The organism is Streptomyces sp. NPDC050997 (genome assembly GCF_040660135.1).
GTDB lineage: Bacteria > Actinomycetota > Actinomycetes > Streptomycetales > Streptomycetaceae > Streptomyces.
This window is the reverse complement of the sequence record NZ_JBFAGK010000017.1, coordinates 156,715-175,819: the sequence shown is the minus strand read 5'-3', so window position 1 is coordinate 175,819 and position 19,105 is coordinate 156,715. Positions and strand designations below refer to the sequence as shown.

Here is a 19,105-nt window from a genome sequence, read left to right as displayed (position 1 = left end):
GAAGACGAAGACGACGACGAAACGGAGAGCACGCGTGACCCGCAGCGTGTACGTGACCGGCATCGACCGCGGCGACGGCCGCCAGGTCGTCGAGCTGGGGGTCATGGAGCTCCTGACCCGGCAGGTCGACCGGGTGGGCGTGTTCCGTCCCCTCCTCCACGACGGCCCCGACCGTCTTTTCGAGCTGTTGCGCGCCCGGTACCGGCTGTCCCAGGACCCGGCCACCGTCTACGGCATGGACTACCACGAGGCGTCCGCCCTCCAGGCCGAGCGCGGCGCCGACGAGCTGGTGTCGACCCTGGTCGACCGCTTCCACCGGGTCGCCCGCGACTACGACGTCGTCCTGGTCCTCGGCACCGACTACGCCGACACCCAGTTCCCGGACGAGCTGTCCCTCAACGCCCGGCTGGCGAACGAGTTCGGCGCCTCGGTGATCCCGGTGGTCGGCGGCCGGGGCCAGACCGCCGAGTCCGTGCTCGCCGAGACCCGCAACGCCTACCGCGCCTACGACGGCCTCGGCTGCGACGTCCTCGCCATGGTCACCAACCGGGTCGCCCGGGACGACCGGGACAAGATCGCCGAGCAGCTCGACTCCCGGCTCCCCGTGCCCTGCCACGTCCTCCCCGACGAACCCGCCCTCTCCGCGCCGACCGTCGCCCAGATCGCGCACGCCCTCGGCGCCAGGGTCGTCCTCGGCGACGACTCCGGGCTCTCCCGGGACGCTCTGGACTTCGTCTTCGGCGGGGCGATGCTGCCGAACTTCCTCGGCGCCCTGACGCCGGGCTGCCTGGTCGTCACCCCGGGCGACCGCGCCGACCTGGTCGTCGGTTCGCTGGCCGCGCACAGTGCCGGCACCCCGCCGATAGCCGGCGTACTGCTCACCCTGGGCGAGGTGCCGGGCGACGACATCCTCACCCTCGCCGCCCGCCTGGCCCCCGGCACGCCGGTCCTCTCGGTGGCCGGCAACAGCTTCCCCACCGCCGCCGAGCTCTTCTCCCTGGAGGGGAAGCTGAACGCGGCCACCCCGCGCAAGGCGGAGACCGCGCTCGGCCTCTTCGAGCGGTACGTCGACACCGCCGACCTCAACCGGCGCGTCTCCGCGCCGAGCAGCGACCGTGTCACCCCGATGATGTTCGAGCACAAGCTCCTGGAGCAGGCCCGCTCGGACCGGCGCCGCGTCGTGCTGCCCGAGGGCACCGAGCCGCGCGTCCTGCACGCGGCCGAGGTGCTGCTGCGCCGCGGGGTGTGCGACCTCACCCTCCTCGGCCCGGTCGACCAGATCCGCAAGAAGGCCGCCGACCTCGGTATCGACCTGGGCGACGCCCAGCTGATCGACCCGGCCACCAGCGAACTGCGGGACTCCTTCGCCGGGCAGTACGCGGCCCTGCGCGCCCACAAGGGCGTCACGGTGGAGCTGGCGTACGACGTCGTCTCGGACGTGAACTACTTCGGCACCCTGATGGTCCAGGAGGGCCTCGCCGACGGCATGGTGTCGGGCTCGGTGCACTCCACGGCGGCCACCATCCGGCCGGCCTTCGAGATCATCAAGACAAAGCCGGACGCGGACATCGCCTCGTCCGTCTTCTTCATGTGCCTGACCGACAAGGTCCTGGTCTACGGCGACTGCGCGGTGAACCCGGACCCGAACGCCGAGCAGCTGGCGGACATCGCCGTCCAGTCGGCGTCCACCGCCGCGCAGTTCGGTGTGGCGCCGCGGATCGCGATGCTGTCGTACTCGACGGGTACCTCCGGCTCGGGCGCCGACGTCGACAAGGTGCGCGAGGCGACCGAGCTGGTGCGCTCGCGGCGGCCCGACCTGAGGATCGAGGGGCCGATCCAGTACGACGCGGCCGTGGAGCCGTCGGTCGCGGCGACCAAGATGCCGGGCTCCGAAGTCGCCGGTCAGGCAAGCGTGTTGATCTTCCCGGACCTCAACACCGGCAACAACACCTACAAGGCCGTGCAGCGGTCGGCCGGCGCGATCGCCGTCGGGCCGGTGCTGCAGGGTCTGCTCAAGCCGGTCAACGACCTGTCCCGGGGCGCGCTCGTCTCGGACATCGTGAACACCGTCGCCATCACGGCGATACAGGCCCAGCACCCCGACGAGAAGGCAACCGCCCAGTGAGCCCGTCCCGCGTCCTCGTCCTCAACTCCGGCTCCTCGTCGGTGAAGTACCAGCTGCTCGACATGAGTGACAGCAGCCGGCTGGCCCTGGGGCTCGTCGAGCGGATCGGCGAGCAGTCCTCCCGGCTCAAGCACACGCCCCTCGCCCGCGGCGGCGAGTCCCGGGAGTGGACCGGGCCGATCGCCGACCACGACGCGGCCCTGAAGGCGGTCGCGGAAGAGCTGGCGAAGGACGGTCTGGGGCTCGACTCCCCCGAGCTGGCCGCGATCGGGCACCGGGTGGTGCACGGCGGGAAGACCTTCACCGAGCCGACGGTCGTCGACGAGGCCGTACTCGCCGAGATCGAGCGGCTGATCCCGGTGGCCCCCCTGCACAACCCGGCCAACCTCACCGGCATCCGCACCGCCCGGGCCCTGCGGCCCGACCTCCCCCAGGTCGCCGTCTTCGACACCGCCTTCCACACCACGATGCCGGAGTCGGCCGCCCGCTACGCGATCGACGTGAAGACCGCCGACGAGCACCGGATCCGGCGCTACGGCTTCCACGGGACCAGCCACGCGTATGTGTCCCGGGCGACGGCCAAGCTGCTGGGCAGGGCGCCAGAGGACGTCAACGTGATCGTGCTGCACCTCGGCAACGGGGCGTCCGCCTCGGCGGTCCGGGGCGGGAAGTGCGTGGACACCTCCATGGGACTGACGCCTTTGGAGGGGCTGGTGATGGGTACGCGCTCCGGAGACATGGATCCGGCCGTCATCTTCCATTTGATGCGCGTTGGCAAAATGTCCACGGACGAGATCGACACTCTTCTCAACAAGAAGAGCGGATTGATCGGTCTGTGCGGGGACAACGACATGCGGGAGATCCGCCGCCGGATCGACGAGGGTGACGAACAGGCCCGACTGGCCTTCGACATCTACATTCACCGGCTGAAGAAGTACATAGGCGCCTATTACGCCGTACTCGGACGCGTGGATGCGGTCGCCTTCACAGCGGGAGTCGGGGAGAACGCGAGCGCGGTGCGGGAAGCTGCGGTGGCGGGCCTGGAGGGACTGGGCCTGGCCGTGGACGGCGCGCTCAACGCCGTACGCGGTGACGAGCCGCGGCTGATCTCGCCCGGGGACGCGCGGGTGGCCGTCGCGGTGGTGCCGACCGACGAAGAACTGGAGATCGCCACACAGACCTACGCACTGGTCGGGCGGTAACGATATGCGGCTCCGCCGCGTGGCCGGCTGAGCAATACACGGCAGTAACACGCCTGAGCACAGAGCCGCACATTTGTATCTTCCACCAGACGGAATATTCCGTAGCGAAACAAACCGATAGGATCGCCCCATGCGCCGTTCGAAAATCGTCTGTACTCTCGGCCCCGCGGTCGACTCCCATGAACAACTCGTGTCGCTGATCGAAGCCGGCATGAATGTGGCCCGCTTCAACTTCAGCCACGGCTCACACACCGAGCACCAGGGGCGGTACGACCGCGTCCGTGCCGCCGCCAAGGAGTCCGGCCGGGCCATCGGTGTCCTCGCCGACCTGCAGGGCCCGAAGATCCGTCTGGAGACCTTCGCCGAGGGTCCGGTCGAGCTGGAGCGCGGTGACGAGTTCGTCATCACGACCGAGGACGTCTCCGGTGACAAGCAGATCTGCGGGACGACCTACAAGGGCCTGCCCGGTGACGTGAGCAAGGGCGACCAGATCCTGATCAACGACGGCAACGTCGAGCTCAAGGTCACCGAGGTCGTGGGTCCCAAGGTCAGGACGATCGTGATCGAGGGCGGCGTCGTCTCCGACCACAAGGGCATCAACCTGCCCGGCGCGGCCGTGAACGTCCCGGCGCTGTCCGAGAAGGACATCGATGACCTGCGCTTCGCACTGCGCATGGGCTGTGACCTGGTCGCCCTGTCCTTCGTCCGGGACGCCACGGACGTCGCGGACGTGCACAAGATCATGGACGAGGAGGGCCGCCGGGTCCCCGTCATCGCCAAGGTGGAGAAGCCGCAGGCGGTGGAGAACATGGAGGCCGTCGTGATGGCCTTCGACGGCGTGATGGTCGCCCGTGGCGACCTGGCCGTCGAGTACCCGCTCGAAAAGGTCCCCATGGTGCAGAAGCGCCTGATCGAGCTGTGCCGGCGCAACGCCAAGCCGGTGATCGTGGCGACCCAGATGATGGAGTCGATGATCACCAACTCCCGTCCGACCCGCGCCGAGGCCTCCGACGTGGCCAACGCGATCCTGGACGGCGCCGACGCGGTCATGCTGTCCGCCGAGTCGAGCGTGGGCGCGTACCCGATCGAGACCGTGAAGACGATGTCGAAGATCGTCGCCGCGGCCGAGCAGGAGCTGATGTCCAAGGGCCTGCAGCCGCTGGTCCCGGGCAAGAAGCCGCGCACGCAGGGCGGTTCGGTGGCCCGCGCCGCCTGCGAGATCGCCGACTTCCTCGGTGGCCGGGGCCTGGTGGCCTTCACCCAGTCCGGCGACACCGCCCGCCGCCTCTCGCGCTACCGCGCGGTCCAGCCGATCATCGCGTTCACCACGGACGAGTCCACCCGCAACCAGCTGACGCTCAGCTGGGGCGTGGAGTCGCACGTCGTGCCGTTCGTGAACAGCACCGACGAGATGGTCGACCTGGTGGACCAGGAGATCGCCAAGCTCAACCGCTTCAACCCGGGCGACATCTGCATCATCACCGCGGGCTCGCCCCCCGGCGTCGCCGGCACCACCAACATGCTGCGCGTCCACCACCTCGGTGGCACCAAGTGAGCGCACGGTAAAGGCTCTTGTACGGCGCTGAGGGCGCCCCCTGTGACAAGGGGGCGCCCTCAGGCGTGTGCGGCTCCCGAACGGGCTTGTGCGGGCATACAGGGGGCTTACTCGCTGAACTGGTGCATCCCCGGTACGTGCAGGGTCCCGCCGAACTGGGCGGCCTGCGTCACCTTCGCGTTGGTGAAGTAGATCAGCGGGATGTTCAGCGGCGGCGGGTTCTCCGGGTCGAAGGTGATCGGGATCAGACCGAACAGGTTCCCGGAGATGCTCTCGGTGTACATGATCGTCTTGCCGTCACGGATCGTGGAGGTCGTACCCTTGCCCGCCTGCACGTGGTACGTCCTGCCGTTCTCCTTGACAATCTGGTGCAGGTCACCGATGTCGGTGCCTTCGGAGATCACGTACTTCAGGACCTTCTTGGTCTTGCCATTGGCGGTCCTGACCTCGACGACGCCCTGGTAGTCCGCGCCCTTCAGGAGCAGCGAACTGGCTTCCAGCTGCCAGGGGTTGTCGGGCAGCGGGACGGCGTTGTCGACGTCGCCCACATCGTCCGTGGCGACCGGGCAGTCCTCCGCGTCCGTGCCGGGACTCGCGGACGGGCTGGGCGAGGAGGTGGCCCCCTCGGCGGCGTCCTCGGCGGCCTTCTCGACGGCCTCGGTGGTGTCCTCGACCGTCTTGGAGGCGCCGTCGGTCGTGTCCTTCACGGTGTCGCCCACCGTGTCGGTGACCTTCTTGGTGGCGTCCTCGAGGGCGTCGGACGTGCCCGTGCCGGTGCTCGCCGAGGTCTCCGGGGCGTCGTCCGAGCCGTCCGGGCTCGCCGAGGCGGACGGGGTGGCCGACGGCGTCGGGCTCGCGCTGTCCGTCGCCTTGGTGCCGCCGGTGAGGATCCCGCCGATCGCGTCGCCGATGTCCTCCAGCAGGCCACCGCTCTCGGAGGGCGAGGGGCTCGCGGCGTCGGACGCCGAGTCGCTCTCCTCGCTCGAGGAGGCCGAGGGGGACGGTGTGGGGTCGGCCTTGTCGTCGGAACCTGAATCCGACGAAGAGCCGTCCGAGGAGTCCGTGCCGCCCGAGGACGCGGACGGGTTCGGCTCCGCCGAGTCGCCCTTGTCCGAGGAGTCCGAGTCGTCCGCGGACGTGTCCTTGTCGTCCTCGCCCGTCGAGGTGGACGGCGACGGGCTGGCCGACGGCGAGGAGCCGTCCTCCAGTGCCGTGAGGCAGTCCTTGTACTCGTCGGCCGTCAGGCTCTTGGACGCCGGCTGGTCGTCGGCGAGCGCGAGGGTCGGCGTGAATCCCATTCCCATGAGGACCGCCGTCGGCATCGCCGCCAGGGCTATCGCCTTGCCTGCCGGCACGTGGAACCTGGTGAACAGCGGCTTCTTGGGTGCCGCGTGGCGCGGCCCGGATCTCACACGGGACGCCTCCACGTCAGCCCCGTGGGTCACCTCGTCAGCCGGCACTGTGCCTCCCGTTAGCCCCGTTGACCGGGATCGTTACTGACAGATCGTTAGGCCCGCCCGGCCCGTCCACCGGCCTGAGGATCGCGGCGTCGGGGTCCGTCACCGCGGAGTCCTTGGTGAACGCGACACCCGGGACCGCGCCCTCGGGGGCACCGCCCGTGCTCGCGGGGGCCCCCGGCGGCTGCGACTCGGGCGGCTCGCCCGGTACCCACGACACGGCCATCGCTCCGCCGACCAGGGCGAGGAGGAAGCCGATGACGAAGCCGCCGAAGTTGGACACCGGGAGGGACACCAGGCCCAGCAGGATCGCCGCGACGCCCGCGAACGTGCGTACGTGCTTCTGGAACCAGAGGCTGAGACCCAGGACGAAGAGCAGCACGCCGATGATCAGGGAGCCGGCACCCGCGGTGGTGGCCATGGCCAGCGTTACGTGACCCAACTGAAGGTTCGCGTACGGGAAGTAAAGGATGGGGAAGCCTGCAAGCGTGACGAACAGGCCGGCCCAGAACGGCCGACTACCCCGCCAGGCGCGGAAGTTCCGCCGAAAGACCCGGAGGTAGTGCTCATCGTGGCCGGGCGCGGCAGGAGTTTCGGCGCTCATGGAAAACAGCTCCCTGGAACGGCGTTTCTGTGGTGAATGGTTACAGCGGGCGGAGAGTGGACGGGCGGGGGCGCCGTTGGCTCCCCCGCCCATCAGCGAGTGCCTAGTAGCACTCCTTGACGCCCTTCGACAGCGACATCTTCAGGCCGCTGAGCTTGAACGTACCGGCGGTGGTCGCCCACGCCGTCTGCTTCACGTCGAGCAGCGTGGCCGACTCGGCCTGCTGCGCGAAGCCGAACGGGTTGGCCGTGTCACCGCTCTTGATGCCGGGACCCTTGCTGAGGTCCTTGCCCGCCACACCGATGTCGATGTTCTTGAACGTGGCATCAGCCGACAGGTCCTCGACGTCGATGTACAGGTTGTCGGCCTGTACCGGCGTGTCACCGCCGCCCGCCTTCAGGATCAGGCTGACCGATCCGAGCAGCGGGATGTCGGGCGTGACCACGGACTGGCACATGTTCGTGATCGAGGCCTGCTTGAAGGCCGAGACCGCGACGGGGTGAGCCGTCTTCTTGCCGTCGAGGGTGTACCCCGAGTCAATGGCCCCGTACTGCGAGAAGCCCGTGCCGACGAGCTTGTCGGCCGTAACCTTGAACGACTGCCCCGACACGCTGAACGACGCCGCGAGGGCGTTGTTCGCGAGGGCGAGACCTATACACGCCGTGGCGGCAACGCTGGGCACCATCACCACAGCGAACCGCTTCCATCTCGTCCCGCCACGCACCTGGGACTCCATATTTCCTCCTTCTCGGACGTACATCTCCTGGCCCTGGCTGCCCCTTCGACTCGACGGCTCAGCCGGGCAGGGATGGGAGAAGTGCTACGTCCTCGGGAAGGGGAGCGCCTGTACTCGGAGACACTTACCGCGCCCGAATCACCGGCGATCACCCCCGAGCGACAACCACTGGTCGCGCCTGAACACGCATCACGCACAACCCTGCTGGACAGGCTTCGCCGGATGGGCGAAGACCCCCCTGTCCTAGAGCCGACGTCACTGCCGTCGGCTCTGCTCGGTGGGGACCCAGGGAATCCCGTCGACCCAACCGGCTGTCGGGGTACGGGAATGGACCGAGCGTCGCCGATCGTGGTGCATTCTCGCCGCTGACACAAGGGGGTTCATTACTGGCTAGTAACGGCCGTATAACCGAACAACGACCCACTGGTCTCGGTCGGCGACGCTGGGTGTCAACAGGGGCCAGGACAAAGCCATTGATCGCTGGACAGAAACCGACAGATCCGCGCCATTGGCTTACTGCAAGTAACAGCGGCCGCGTTTACCAAGATTTGGTAAAGTGCGGCCGCAACTGCCACCCCTCGGCCAATCTTTCACTCGGGCATCACAAGCTGTGACGTTTAGAGACTGGTCAGAACCGGGGCGCCAACCCCGATCAGAACAGCGCCCGCGCGAGCGCCCTGCGCGCCCCCGCCACCCTCGGATCGTCGGCACCGACCACCTCGAACAGCTCCAGCAGTCGGCGCCGTACGGCGTCCCGGTCATCGCCCGCCGTGCGGCGCACGGTGTCGATGAGCCGCCCGAAGGCGTCCTCCACGTGACCGCCCACCAGATCCAGGTCGGCGGCGGCGATCTGCGCCTGCGCGTCGTCCGGCCCGTCGGCCGCCTCCTTGCGCACCTGTTGCGGGTCGAGGCCCTGCACCCGCTGGAGCAACTCGGCCTGCGCGAGGCCCAGTTTGGCCTCGGAGTTGGCCGGATCGTCACTCAGTACGTTCCGGTACGCCTGGACCGCGCCGCCGAAGTCCCCGGCGTCCAGGGCCCGTACGGCGGCTTCGAGGAGCGAGTCGTACGGGCCGGCCGGCACCTCGGGAGCCGACTCGGCGGCGCCGGCCGGCTCACCGTCCGGGTCGACGACCAGACCGGTCAGGCCGAAGCGCTGCTCGGCGACCTCCACCAACTGGTCCAGGGTCTGCCGGATCTGCGCCTCCTCGGCGGCTCCCTGGAAGAGCGGCAGAGCCTGCCCGGCGACGACGGCGAAGACCGCCGGGATCCCCTGGATCCCGAACTGCTGCATCAGCATCTGATTGGCGTCGACATCGATCTTGGCGAGCAGGAAACGCCCGTTGTACTCGACGGCGAGCCGCTCCAGGACCGGGCTCAGCTGCTTGCAGGGCTGACACCACTCGGCCCAGAAGTCGATGACGACGGGCACCTCGGCGGACCGTTGCAGGACATCCTGCTCGAATCCTGCTTCATCGACGTCGATGACGAGATCGGCCGGGGAGAGCCCGCCCACCCCGCCGCCCTGTCGGGCCGCTTCGGCGCGCGCCTGCTCCGCCTTCGCTTTGGCCTCCTGGGCCGCCTTCACCGCGGCGAGGTCGACGACTCCGCTCATGGACATGTTCCGTGGCTGCATGCGTCTATCCTCCCCCGTTCCCCCGCCCGCGCGAAAAGCGTTCCGAAAGCCGGTCGTGCCATGTGCTGTTCGGCGGGGGGTCCCCACCCCGCGCCAGTGGTTTCGCTACGGGTCGTAGCGTAATGGCACGGGGTGCCTTCGGGCCACCCCACCCCGGTGATCTCCCTCACGGCCTCACACGAACCGACGGTTATGGTCGAGGAATGCAGAGCCGCACTCCCGCCCCGCGGGCCACCGGACGCCCCCGCAGCGCCGCCGCGGACACCGCGATCCTCAGCTCCACCCGGGAGGCCCTGGTGGAGCTCGGCTGGTCCAAACTCACCCTGGGTGATGTGGCGACCCGGGCCGGCGTCGCGAAGACGACGCTCTACCGCCGCTGGTCCGGCAAGAACGAGCTGGTCGTCGACGCGGTGGCGGAGCTCTTCGACGAGCTGGAACTCCCCGACCGGGGCAGCCTCGCCGCCGACATCGAGGGCGTGGTCCTGCAGTTCGCGGCGATCCTGGACCGACCGGAGGCGAGGAACGGCCTGATGGCGGTGGTCGCGGAGTCGACCCGCGACGACGCCCTGCGTGAACGCATCCGCGCCTCGATCGTGGACCGCCAGAAGCGCCTGGTCCTGGCGGGCCGCTGCCGCGCCCAGCGACGCGGCGAACTCCCCCCCGAGCCCGCCCCGGAGGAGGCCACCCGCAAGATCGACCTGATCTTCGACATGGTCGCCGGCGCGGTCGTCCACCGCACCCTGGTCAGCGCGGAACCGGCGGACGAGGAGTGGGCCCGCGACTTCACCCGGGTGCTGCTGCTGGGACTGACCGGGGCGGACGGCCAGGACGGGGCAGGGGGCCCGCACAGGGGCCCGTACAGGGGCCCGTACGGGTCTCAGGGGTCTCAGAACCCGGCCGGCTCCGTGTAGACCCCCCACTCGTCCCGCAGCACCCCGCAGACCTCGCCGAGGGTCGCCTCCGCCCGTACAGCGTCCAGCATCGGCTCGATCATGTTGGATCCGTCCCGCGCGGCGGCGAGCATCGCGCCGAGCGCGGCCCGCACAGCGGCCTCGTCCCGCGCGGACCTACGGGCGCCCAGCGCGCGCACCTGCTCCCGCTCCACCTCGTGACTGACCCGCAGGATCTCCAGGTCGCCGGTGACGGAGCCATAGTGGACGTTGACCCCCACGACCCGCTTGTCGCCCTTCTCCAGGGCCCGTTGGTACTGGAACGCGGACTCGGCGATCTCGCCCGTGAACCAGCCGTCCTCGATCCCGCGCAGGATCCCGGAGGTGACCGGCCCGATCGGGTGCTGTCCGTCCGGGTGGGCCCGCAGCCCCCGCTCCTTGATCTGCTCGAAGACGCTCTCCGCGTCCGCCTCGATCCGGTCGGTCAGCTGCTCGACGAACCACGAACCGCCCAGCGGGTCGGCCACGTTGGCGACCCCGGTCTCCTCCATCAGCACCTGCTGGGTGCGCAGCGCGATCTCCGCCGCCTGCTGGGACGGCAGCGCGAGGGTCTCGTCGAGGGCGTTGGTGTGCAGCGAGTTGGTGCCGCCCAGCACGGCGGCCAGCGCCTCCACGGCCGTACGCACCACGTTGTTGTACGGCTGCTGCGCGGTCAGCGAGACACCGGCGGTCTGGGTGTGGAAGCGCAGCCACTGCGCCTTGTCGGTCCGCGCCCCGTACACGTCCCGCATCCACCGCGCCCAGATGCGGCGCGCCGCACGGAACTTGGCGATCTCCTCGAAGAAGTCGAGGTGCGCGTCGAAGAAGAAGGACAGCCCGGGTGCGAAGACATCGACGTCGAGCCCGCGGCTCAGCCCCAGTTCCACGTATCCGAAGCCGTCCGCCAGCGTGTACGCCAGCTCCTGCGCGGCCGTCGATCCGGCCTCGCGGATGTGGTAGCCGGAGACGGACAGCGGCTTGTAGGCGGGGATGCCCGCCGCGCAGTACTCCATCAGGTCGCCGATCAGGCGCAGGTGCGGCTCGGGCTGGAAGAGCCACTCCTTCTGGGCGATGTACTCCTTGAAGATGTCCGTCTGCAGCGTGCCGTTGAGGACGCCAGGGTCGACGCCCTGCCGTTCGGCGGCGACGAGGTACATGCAGAAGACCGGGACGGCCGGGCCGCTGATCGTCATCGAGGTCGTGACGTCACCCAGCGGGATGTCCTTGAACAGGACCTCCATGTCGGCGGCCGAGTCGATGGCGACACCGCAGTGTCCGACCTCGCCCCTCGCGCGCGGATCGTCGGAGTCCCGCCCCATGAGGGTCGGCATGTCGAAGGCGACCGACAGCCCGCCACCGCCGTTGGCCAGGATCATCTTGTAGCGCTCGTTGGTCTGCTCGGCGTTGCCGAACCCGGCGAACTGCCGGATGGTCCAGGTGCGCCCCCGGTAGCCGCTCGGGTACAGACCGCGGGTGAAGGGGTACTCCCCCGGCCAGCCGATCCGGTCGAAGCCGTCGTACGCGTCCCCCGGCCGTGGCCCGTACACGGGCTCCACGGGATCCCCGGACAGCGTGGTGCGTGTCCAGTCCTTCGGGGGCTTCGCCCCCGGACCCCCGGCGGCCTCACGCCCGCGTGCGGCGTCGTACCGGGCCTGCCAGCGTCGGCGGCCTTCTTCGATGGCGGCAGCGTCCATACCCGCAAATTTACTAGGGCGTCCTAGTAAATGTCGACGGCTGACCGCCGTACGCGTGTCGTACGGCGGTGCGGTCTACGCCTTGGCGGTCACCGGAGCGTCGTCGGCGATCTTCGTCTCCAGCTCGCGGGTGACCTTGCGCTCCACGAAGAAGGCGGCCGTGGGGATGGTCCCGGCCAGCAGCACCCACAGCTGCTTGGCGACCGGCCACTTCGCCTTCGAGCCCAGATCGAACGCGAAGACCAGGTAGACGACGTACAGCCAGCCGTGCGCGATGCCCACGACACGGGTGAAGCCGTCGGCGCCGTCCAGGTCGAGCAGGTACTTGGCGATCACGCCGAGGGTCAGCAGGACCAGCAGCACACCGGTGACGTAGGCCATGACGCGATAGCGGGTCAGCACGCTCTTTTTCATGCGTACGAGCGTAACCACGCACTCCGGGAGATCTTGCCCCGGGTCAGTCCTCGTCGAAGTCGTGCGCGGACACCCGCAGCGGCCGGAGCATCGCGAAGATCTCGGCGCACTCCTCCGCGTCGTACACCCCGAGCCCGAAGTCCATCGCCATCAGGTCGCGGGTGGCCGCGTCCACGACCTCGCGGCCCTTGTCGGTGATGGTGGCGAGCGTGCCGCGCCCGTCGTTGGGGTTGGGGCGCCTGGCCACCAGACCCGACCGCACCAGGCGGTCGACGGTGTTCGTCACCGACGTGGGGTGCACCATGAGCCGCTCACCGATCTTCGACATCGGCAGCTCACCGGCCTTGGAGAAGGTGAGCAGCACCAGCGCCTCGTACCGCGCGAACGTCAGTCCGTACGGCTTGACGACCGCGTCGACCTCGGCGAGCAGAATCTGCTGTGCCCGCATGATCGAGGTGATCGCCGCCATGGACGGCACGTTTCCCCAGCGCCGTTTCCAGAGTTCGTCGGCACGGGCGATGGGATCGAAGGGAAGGCTGAGCGGCTTCGGCACGACCCCGACCCTACCGGCCGGTCACATGGTGGTCAGCCCCGTCTCGCCCTTCGGTCCGCCGTACTTCCAGGGCCAACAACGCGCAGCAGACCGTACCGAGCACCCCGACTCCGCCGACCACGGTCCGGACCGTCCAGAACTCGGCCGCGACACCGGCGAGCGCCATACCGACCCCCTGGATCGTCATCAGCCCCGCGGTGTGCACGGTCATCGCCCGACCGCGCAGTTCCTCGGGCACGGCGTCCACGAACCAGCGGTCCAGGCCCAGGGTGTACGCCCCGCTCAGCCCGGTGACCACCAGCGCCGACAGGATCCAGCCGAGGCCCGGGGCCAACGGGTAGACCAGCAGCGGCAGCAGCCCGCCGACCGCGAGCGGCAGCACGATCCGGGACCGGGAGGCGGGCGTCGTGTCCGCGCATCTGACAGCCCTGCGGGACGCCGGCCTGCTGGTGTCCAGGCGGTACGGCCATCAGGTGCTGTACGAGCGGACACCGCTGGGGGCCCTGACGGTACTGGAGCCCGCCGCCGTGGCTCCGACGGCGTCGCCCCTCGTACTGCGCGCTACGCGGACAGGTGACGCTCGACCGTGTCCACCTTCGAGGTGAGGCCGTCCGTCACGCCGGGGCGGATGTCGGCCTTGAGGACCAGCGACACGCGCGGCGCCCGTGCCTCCACGGCGGCGACGGCACGCTTGACGACGTCCATGACCTCGTCCCACTCGCCCTCGATCGACGTGAACATCGCGTCGGTCCGGTTGGGCAGGCCGGATTCGCGGACGATGCGGACCGCGTCGGCGACGTACTCCCCGACGTCCTCGCCGACGCCCAGCGGTGTCACGGAGAAGGCGACGATCATGCGTTCACGGCCCCGTCCTTCGCCTGGCGGGCGCGGGAGGCGATGACCGCGTCCTCGGCCTCGCGGCGCAGCTTGCGCTCGGCGAAGAAGCCGCCGGTGGGCAGCACGGAGAGGACGAAGTAGAGGGCGCCGGTCTTCAGGGGCCACTTGGCGCGGTTCCAGGCGTCCGCCCAGAAGATCACGTACAGGATGAAGAGGACGCCGTGGACCATCCCCATCACGGGGACCGCGTTGAAGTCGGTGGTCCGCTTCAGCACCGAGCAGACAAGGAGGAGCAGGAAGGAGATCGCCTCGGGGGCCGAGACCAGGCGGAGTCGGCGGAGGGCGCTGGCGGTCTTGATGTCCACGGGTCACCTTCGGTGGGAGAGACGTCGGACGGCTTGTGAATGCGGGCACAAATGCCCGCCCATTGTGGCAAACGTCCGAGCGGTCACCGTGCCGGGGGTGGAAGGCCCGTTCCGGCGGCCCGAGGGAGGATGTCCAGGGTTGCGATCAGGGTCCACTCCACCCGAAGGACCTGTCGGAGGAGCCTTCCGGCCGCTACCTTCGCTGCGTGGCGATGTTCCGACTTCAAGGCAGCAAAGTGCTCGCCGTCGACATGACCGGGGACGCCGTGAAGGCGAAGAACGGCTCGATGGTCGCGTACGACGGGCAGATGGACTTCAAGAAACTCAGCGGCGGCGGTGAGGGCCTGCGGGGGATGGTGACCCGGCGGATCACCGGCGAGCAGATGACACTCATGGAGGTGAAGGGGCATGGGACGTGCTGGTTCGCGGACCGGGCCTCGGAGATCAACCTCGTCGCGCTCCAGGGCGACAAGCTGTACGTGGAGTCGAGCAATCTGCTCGCGACCGACTCGGGCCTGAGGACCGGCACGTCGTTCACGGGCATGCGCGGGGCCACCCAGGGCAACGGACTGTTCACGACGACGGTCGAGGGCCACGGCCAGGCCGCGATCATGTCGGACGGGCCCGCGGTCGTGCTCCGGGTGAGCGGGCAGTATCCGCTGACCGTCGACCCGGGGGCGTACATCGCGCACCAGGGCGACCTGCGGCAGTCGTTCCAGTCCGGCGTGACGTTCCGCACGTTCATGGGCGAGGGTGGCGGCGAGGCCTTCCAGATCCGCTTCGAGGGGGACGGCCTGGTGTACGTCCAGCCGAGCGAGCGGAACACGATCGCGGGGGAGGTGTGACATGGCCTTCCGTGAGATCAACTCCAAGATGGTCGAGGCGACCGTCCTGCCGGGGCAGCGGCTGTTCAGTCAGCGCGGGGCGATGCTCGCCTACCGGGGTGAGGTGTCCTTCACGCCCAACATGCAGGGCGGCCAGGGCGGGGTCATGTCGATGATCGGCCGCCGGGTGGCCAATGAGGCGGCGCCGCTGATGTCCGTCGAGGGCAGCGGCACCGTGCTGTTCGGGCACGGCGGCCACCACGTCCAGGTGATCAACATGACCGGCGACACCCTCTATGTGGAGGCGGACCGTCTGCTCGCCTTCGAGGGCACGCTGGAGCAGGGCACGATGTTCATGGGCTCCCAGGGCGGCGTCATGGGCATGGTCCGCGGCCAGGTCACCGGCCAGGGGCTGTTCACGACCACGCTGCGCGGGCACGGCTCGGTGGCGGTGATGGCGCACGGTGGGGTCATCGAGGTCCCCATCACCCCGCAGCGCCCGGTCCATGTCGACCCGCAGGCATACGTCGCCCACCACGGCGACGTACGCAACAAGCTGTCCACCGCCCTGGGCTGGCGGGACATGGTGGGCCGCGGCTCCGGCGAGGCGTTCCAGCTGGAGCTGAGCGGCAACGGCGCGGTGTACGTCCAGGCCTCGGAGGAGAAGCTTTGAACATGTACGGGGCTCCGGGCGGCGGCCCGACGGTCTACGACCCGATGACGCTGCCGTCCGACGACAACGTCAACAACTACACCTTCTGCGTGGAGCTCAAGGGGAGCCAGTGGTTCCTGCAGAAGGGGAAGATGATCGCGTACTACGGCCAGATGGACTTCAACGGCATCGGGCACGGCCGACTGGACCGTCTTGTCCGTACGTCGTTCCATTCGCCTCTGCACGCGAGCGACTGGGTCGTGGCGGAGGGCTCGGGCAAGATGCTCCTCGCCGACCGGGCCTTCGATGTGAACTCGTACGACCTGGAAGAGGGCAACCTGACCATTCGCTCAGGCAACTTGCTCGCTTTTCAGCCAACTCTTTCCCTCAAACAGTCGATCGTGCCGGGTTTTCTGACACTCATCGGAACCGGAAAGTTCGTGGCCGCATCGAACGGGCCGGTGGTGTTCATGGAACCCCCGATCCGGGTGGACCCTCAGGCGCTCGTCGGCTGGGCCGACTGCCCCTCGCCGTGCCATCACTACGACCACGGCTACATGACCGGCCTGATGGGCGGTCTACGTGCGATGACGGGCGTCGGCGGGGCCTCCGGGGAGGAGCACCAGTTCGAGTTCGTCGGGGCAGGCACGGTCCTCCTCCAGTCGACGGAGGCACTCATGGCCGAGCAGGCCACGGGGGCGGTTCCGCAGCAGGCAGGAGTGCCCGGCGGCGGCGCGGGGCCCGCGGGCCCCGGACAGCAGGCGGGCGCACCGCGCCTTCCCGGACAGCTGGGGGACCTCCAGCGTCGCTTCGGGCTGTGAGCGGTAGTCTGCGGAGGGTGACGTCGAACATGTGCGCGTCGGCGTCATCGTCACCCTCGCTAGTTCGCCTTTCAACCTTTTAGGTAGACTTCATTCATGGAGACCGAGACGGCCACGCGCTGGCTGACGGACGCGGAGCAGTGCGCCTGGCGCACCCACCTGGAGGTCAACAGACTGTTGACGTACCAGCTCGAGAAGGACCTGCAACCGTTCGGCCTGACAATGAACGACTACGAGATCCTGGTCAATCTCTCCGAGTCGGAGGGCGTACGGATGCGGATGAGTGACCTCGCGTCGGCCACCCTCCAGTCCAAGAGCCGACTGTCCCACCAGATCACTCGTATGGAGAACGCGGATCTCGTGCGGCGCGAGAACTGCGAGTCGGACCGCCGAGGACTCTTCGCGGTTCTCACCGAGCACGGCATGGAGACGATGAAGAAGGTCGCGCCCCATCATGTGGGGTCTGTGCGGAGGCACTTCATCGATCTGCTGTCCCCCGAGTCCCTCACGGAACTCGACAAGGGCCTGAAGCCCATCGCGGAACACCTCCGCGGGCAGCGGGGACGACCCTGACGCCCTAAGCCCTGCCCTAGGCCCTGTCCTGGGCGATCGTCGGCAGGCGGAGTTCGAACTGGGCTCCGCCCGCCGTCGCGTCACGGACCGTGAGGGTGCCGCCGTGCCGGACGGCCACGTCCCTGCCGATGGCGAGCCCGAGCCCGGCGCCGCCGTCGTCGCGGCTGCGGGCGGCGTCGAGCCGTACGAACCGCTCGAAGATCCGCTCCCGGTCGTCCTCCGGCACCCCGTCGCCGTCGTCGGCGACCTCGACCAGGGCCCACTCCCCCGCGCGCCGCACGTTCACCCGGACGGCCGAGCGGGCGTGCCGATCCGCGTTGTCCAGCAGGTTGGTGAGCAGCCGCCCCACCTGCCCCCGCGACCCCGCCACCGGCACGCCGCCCTCCGACGCCTGAACCGTCACACCCGCGCGCCCCTCGGCCTTTTCCCGCGCCAGCGCGGCCAGGTCGAACCGCGCGTCGGCGGCGGGCCGCTCCCCCGCGTCCAGCCGGGCGAGCAGCAGCAGGTCGGTGGCGAGGCGTTGCAGTCGTACGGTGTCCTCGACCGCTCCCGAAACGTCCAGCAGCTCGGGGTGGGCGGCGCCCACTTCGAGCTGGGTGCGCAGAGAGGCGATCGGGCTGCGCAGCTCGTGCGAGGCGTCGGCGACGAACCGGCGCTGGCGTTCCACGGAGCTCTCCAGGGCGGCCAGCGTCTCGTTGGTGGTGCGGGCGAGGCGGGCCACCTCGTCGTGCGTGTCCGGCACCGGGACCCGGCGCGCGAGGTCCTCGGAGGCGGTGATCGCGGCCATCTCGCCGCGGATTCCCTCGACCGGGCGCAGGGCGCGCCGGGTGACCAGCCAGGTCACCGCCGCGACGACGGCGAGCAGCAGCGGGAAGCCGATCAGCATGACAGTCAGCGCGGTGCGCACGGCGCCCTGCTCGGCGGAGAGAGGGGCGCCGGCGTAGACGGTGAGGGTGCCCGCCTTCTCGGTCTCCACCTGGACGGCGGCGAAGCGGTAGTCGGCGCTTTCGTGGTCCATGGTCGCCGAACCGTTGGTGAAGGTGGTCCTGTCGTCGATGTCGCCCGGTTCGAGGGGCTCGGCGGCGTCGGAGTCGTCGTCCGGGTCCTCGTCGCTCTGGTCGCCGGTGGCGGCGGGCGTCGTCGGCTGCCGCTTCACCGCGTCGGTGACCGTGCCGCTGATCCGCTCCAGGTCCTTGGTGACCGCCAGGAGCTTCCCGTTCTCGTCGACGACCTGGACCGGCTCCTCGTCCTCGTCCAGGTCCAGTTGCCCGGTCGTCTTCCCCAGGGACAGTTCGGTGGCGATCGACCGTGCTGTGTGCTCCGCCTGGGTGCCGGCCTGGCCGATGAGGTTGGAGCGCAGGGACAGCAGGACGGCGGCCCCGGCGGCGACCAGCGCCACGGCCACGACGAGCGTGGCGGCGAGGGTCGCCCGGGACCGGACGGAGCCGAACAGGTGTCTCATCGCCGCTCCGCCTCCAGCCGGTAGCCCGCGCCGCGGACGGTCCGGATGAGGCCGGCGCGCAGCTTGCGCCGCAGGGCGCTGATGTACACCTCGACGATGTTCGGATCGCCGTCGTAGGCGAAGTCCCAGACGTGCTCCAGCATCTGGGACTTGGACACCACCTCGCCGGCCCGCAGCACCAGCTGTTCCAGGACGGAGAACTCCTTCGCCGTCAGGGCGACCTCGTCCTCGCCGAGGAAGACACGGCGGGCGGCGGTGTCCACGGTGAGATCGCCGTGGACGTGCACGGGCGAGGCTCCGGCGCCCTGGCCGCGCCGCCGGAGCAGCGCCTTGACGCGGGCGACGAGGACGACGTACGAGAACGGCTTGGTCAGGTAGTCGTCGGCGCCCGTGTCGAGGCCCTCCGCCTCGTCGTACTCGCCGTCCTTGGCGGTGAGCATCAGGATCGGCACCTCGTGGCCGGCGGCGCGCAGGGCGGCGCAGACGCGGTAGCCGTTGAGGCCCGGCAGCATGATGTCGAGGATCAGGAGGTCGTACGTCCCCTCGGCGGCCCGGTGCAGGCCCTCCCGGCCGTCGTGGACGACGTCCACGGCGTACCCCTCGGCGGTCAGTCCCTTGGCGAGGGAGAGGGCCAACCGCTTCTCGTCCTCCACGATCAACAGGCGCATT

19 protein-coding genes and 2 pseudogenes are annotated in these 19,105 nt (G+C 69.5%); 9 read left to right on the top strand and 12 right to left on the bottom strand.

Annotated features, from left to right (window positions below):
- Nucleotides 1–34 precede the first annotated feature (34 nt).
- The 3 genes from pta (at nucleotide 35) to pyk (ending at nucleotide 4,882) form a co-directional block, all read left to right on the top strand.
- Nucleotides 35–2,125, top strand: coding sequence for a phosphate acetyltransferase (gene pta / locus AB0H86_RS31900; RefSeq protein WP_362446574.1), 2,091 nt, complete (start codon nucleotides 35–37; stop codon nucleotides 2,123–2,125).
- Nucleotides 2,122–3,327 (top strand): acetate kinase, encoded by a 1,206-nt coding sequence (locus AB0H86_RS31895; RefSeq protein ID WP_362446571.1) that lies wholly within the window; start codon nucleotides 2,122–2,124, stop codon nucleotides 3,325–3,327. Before pta ends, AB0H86_RS31895 begins: the two co-directional genes overlap by 4 nt.
- Nucleotides 3,328–3,457: 130 nt before the next feature.
- Nucleotides 3,458–4,882: a pyruvate kinase gene (gene pyk / locus AB0H86_RS31890; protein WP_362446568.1), complete on the top strand. Its 1,425-nt coding sequence runs from the start codon at nucleotides 3,458–3,460 to the stop codon at nucleotides 4,880–4,882.
- Between the two features lie 107 nt (nucleotides 4,883–4,989).
- Here the strand turns inward: pyk and AB0H86_RS31885 are convergent, their stop codons facing one another.
- The 4 genes from AB0H86_RS31885 to AB0H86_RS31870 form a co-directional block, all read right to left on the bottom strand.
- Nucleotides 4,990–6,342: a hypothetical protein gene (locus AB0H86_RS31885; RefSeq protein ID WP_362446565.1), complete on the bottom strand. Its 1,353-nt coding sequence runs from the start codon at nucleotides 6,340–6,342 to the stop codon at nucleotides 4,990–4,992.
- Complete coding sequence (locus tag AB0H86_RS31880) at nucleotides 6,332–6,943, bottom strand: DUF6114 domain-containing protein (protein WP_362446562.1); 612 nt, start codon at nucleotides 6,941–6,943, stop codon at nucleotides 6,332–6,334. Before AB0H86_RS31880 ends, AB0H86_RS31885 begins: the two co-directional genes overlap by 11 nt.
- Before the next feature lie 103 nt (nucleotides 6,944–7,046).
- The gene (locus AB0H86_RS31875) at nucleotides 7,047–7,679 is read right to left on the bottom strand and encodes a DUF6230 family protein (RefSeq protein WP_362446559.1); all 633 of its coding nucleotides are present in this window, start codon (nucleotides 7,677–7,679) and stop codon (nucleotides 7,047–7,049) included.
- A 652-nt stretch (nucleotides 7,680–8,331) separates the two neighbouring features.
- Complete coding sequence (locus AB0H86_RS31870; RefSeq protein ID WP_362446556.1) at nucleotides 8,332–9,312, bottom strand: tetratricopeptide repeat protein; 981 nt, start codon at nucleotides 9,310–9,312, stop codon at nucleotides 8,332–8,334.
- 203 nt (nucleotides 9,313–9,515) lie between these two features.
- Here AB0H86_RS31870 and AB0H86_RS31865 point away from each other — a divergent pair, with 203 nt between their 5' ends.
- Nucleotides 9,516–10,223, top strand: coding sequence for a TetR/AcrR family transcriptional regulator (locus AB0H86_RS31865; RefSeq protein ID WP_362446553.1), 708 nt, complete (start codon nucleotides 9,516–9,518; stop codon nucleotides 10,221–10,223).
- Here AB0H86_RS31865 and AB0H86_RS31860 read toward each other — a convergent pair.
- The 4 genes and pseudogenes from AB0H86_RS31860 to AB0H86_RS31845 form a co-directional block, all read right to left on the bottom strand.
- The gene (locus tag AB0H86_RS31860) at nucleotides 10,199–11,935 is read right to left on the bottom strand and encodes a methylmalonyl-CoA mutase family protein (protein WP_362446550.1); all 1,737 of its coding nucleotides are present in this window, start codon (nucleotides 11,933–11,935) and stop codon (nucleotides 10,199–10,201) included. The genes AB0H86_RS31865 and AB0H86_RS31860 overlap by 25 nt on opposite strands.
- A gap of 75 nt (nucleotides 11,936–12,010) precedes the next feature.
- A complete protein-coding gene (locus tag AB0H86_RS31855; protein WP_362446547.1) occupies nucleotides 12,011–12,349 on the bottom strand; it encodes a DUF3817 domain-containing protein in 339 nt (112 codons plus the stop codon).
- A gap of 43 nt (nucleotides 12,350–12,392) precedes the next feature.
- Nucleotides 12,393–12,902 (bottom strand): MarR family transcriptional regulator, encoded by a 510-nt coding sequence (locus AB0H86_RS31850; RefSeq protein ID WP_362446544.1) that lies wholly within the window; start codon nucleotides 12,900–12,902, stop codon nucleotides 12,393–12,395.
- Nucleotides 12,903–12,912: 10 nt separating this feature from the next.
- Nucleotides 12,913–13,308: pseudogene (locus tag AB0H86_RS31845) on the bottom strand (MFS transporter); the annotation flags it as partial.
- A 1-nt stretch (nucleotide 13,309) separates the two neighbouring features.
- Here AB0H86_RS31845 and AB0H86_RS31840 point away from each other — a divergent pair.
- A pseudogene (locus AB0H86_RS31840) lies at nucleotides 13,310–13,507 on the top strand (hypothetical protein); the annotation flags it as partial.
- On the opposite strand, the gene AB0H86_RS31835 reads toward AB0H86_RS31840, so the two are convergent.
- Together AB0H86_RS31835 and AB0H86_RS31830 are read right to left on the bottom strand one after the other, a co-directional pair.
- Nucleotides 13,464–13,757 (bottom strand): MTH1187 family thiamine-binding protein, encoded by a 294-nt coding sequence (locus AB0H86_RS31835; protein WP_362446541.1) that lies wholly within the window; start codon nucleotides 13,755–13,757, stop codon nucleotides 13,464–13,466. The pseudogene AB0H86_RS31840 and the gene AB0H86_RS31835 sit on opposite strands and share 44 nt — an antisense overlap.
- A complete protein-coding gene (locus AB0H86_RS31830; RefSeq protein ID WP_362446538.1) occupies nucleotides 13,754–14,104 on the bottom strand; it encodes a DUF3817 domain-containing protein in 351 nt (116 codons plus the stop codon). The genes AB0H86_RS31835 and AB0H86_RS31830 overlap by 4 nt, the downstream gene beginning before the upstream one ends.
- A gap of 212 nt (nucleotides 14,105–14,316) precedes the next feature.
- Here AB0H86_RS31830 and AB0H86_RS31825 point away from each other — a divergent pair, with 212 nt between their 5' ends.
- The 4 genes from AB0H86_RS31825 (at nucleotide 14,317) to AB0H86_RS31810 (ending at nucleotide 16,974) form a co-directional block, all read left to right on the top strand.
- Nucleotides 14,317–14,949: an AIM24 family protein gene (locus AB0H86_RS31825; protein ID WP_362446661.1), complete on the top strand. Its 633-nt coding sequence runs from the start codon at nucleotides 14,317–14,319 to the stop codon at nucleotides 14,947–14,949.
- Nucleotide 14,950: 1 nt separating this feature from the next.
- Nucleotides 14,951–15,601 (top strand): AIM24 family protein, encoded by a 651-nt coding sequence (locus AB0H86_RS31820; RefSeq protein WP_362446535.1) that lies wholly within the window; start codon nucleotides 14,951–14,953, stop codon nucleotides 15,599–15,601.
- Between the two features lie 2 nt (nucleotides 15,602–15,603).
- Nucleotides 15,604–16,401 (top strand): AIM24 family protein, encoded by a 798-nt coding sequence (locus tag AB0H86_RS31815; RefSeq protein WP_362446532.1) that lies wholly within the window; start codon nucleotides 15,604–15,606, stop codon nucleotides 16,399–16,401.
- Nucleotides 16,402–16,497: 96 nt separating this feature from the next.
- On the top strand, nucleotides 16,498–16,974 hold the full coding sequence (locus AB0H86_RS31810) for a MarR family transcriptional regulator (protein WP_362446529.1): 477 nt from the start codon (nucleotides 16,498–16,500) through the stop codon (nucleotides 16,972–16,974).
- Nucleotides 16,975–16,990: 16 nt separating this feature from the next.
- Here the strand turns inward: AB0H86_RS31810 and AB0H86_RS31805 are convergent, their stop codons facing one another.
- Nucleotides 16,991–18,436: an ATP-binding protein gene (locus AB0H86_RS31805; protein WP_362446525.1), complete on the bottom strand. Its 1,446-nt coding sequence runs from the start codon at nucleotides 18,434–18,436 to the stop codon at nucleotides 16,991–16,993.
- Nucleotides 18,433–19,104 carry a response regulator transcription factor gene (locus AB0H86_RS31800; RefSeq protein ID WP_362446522.1) on the bottom strand — a complete coding sequence of 224 codons (672 nt, stop codon included), beginning with the start codon at nucleotides 19,102–19,104 and terminating at the stop codon, nucleotides 18,433–18,435. The genes AB0H86_RS31805 and AB0H86_RS31800 overlap by 4 nt, the downstream gene beginning before the upstream one ends.
- Nucleotide 19,105 lies beyond the last annotated feature (1 nt).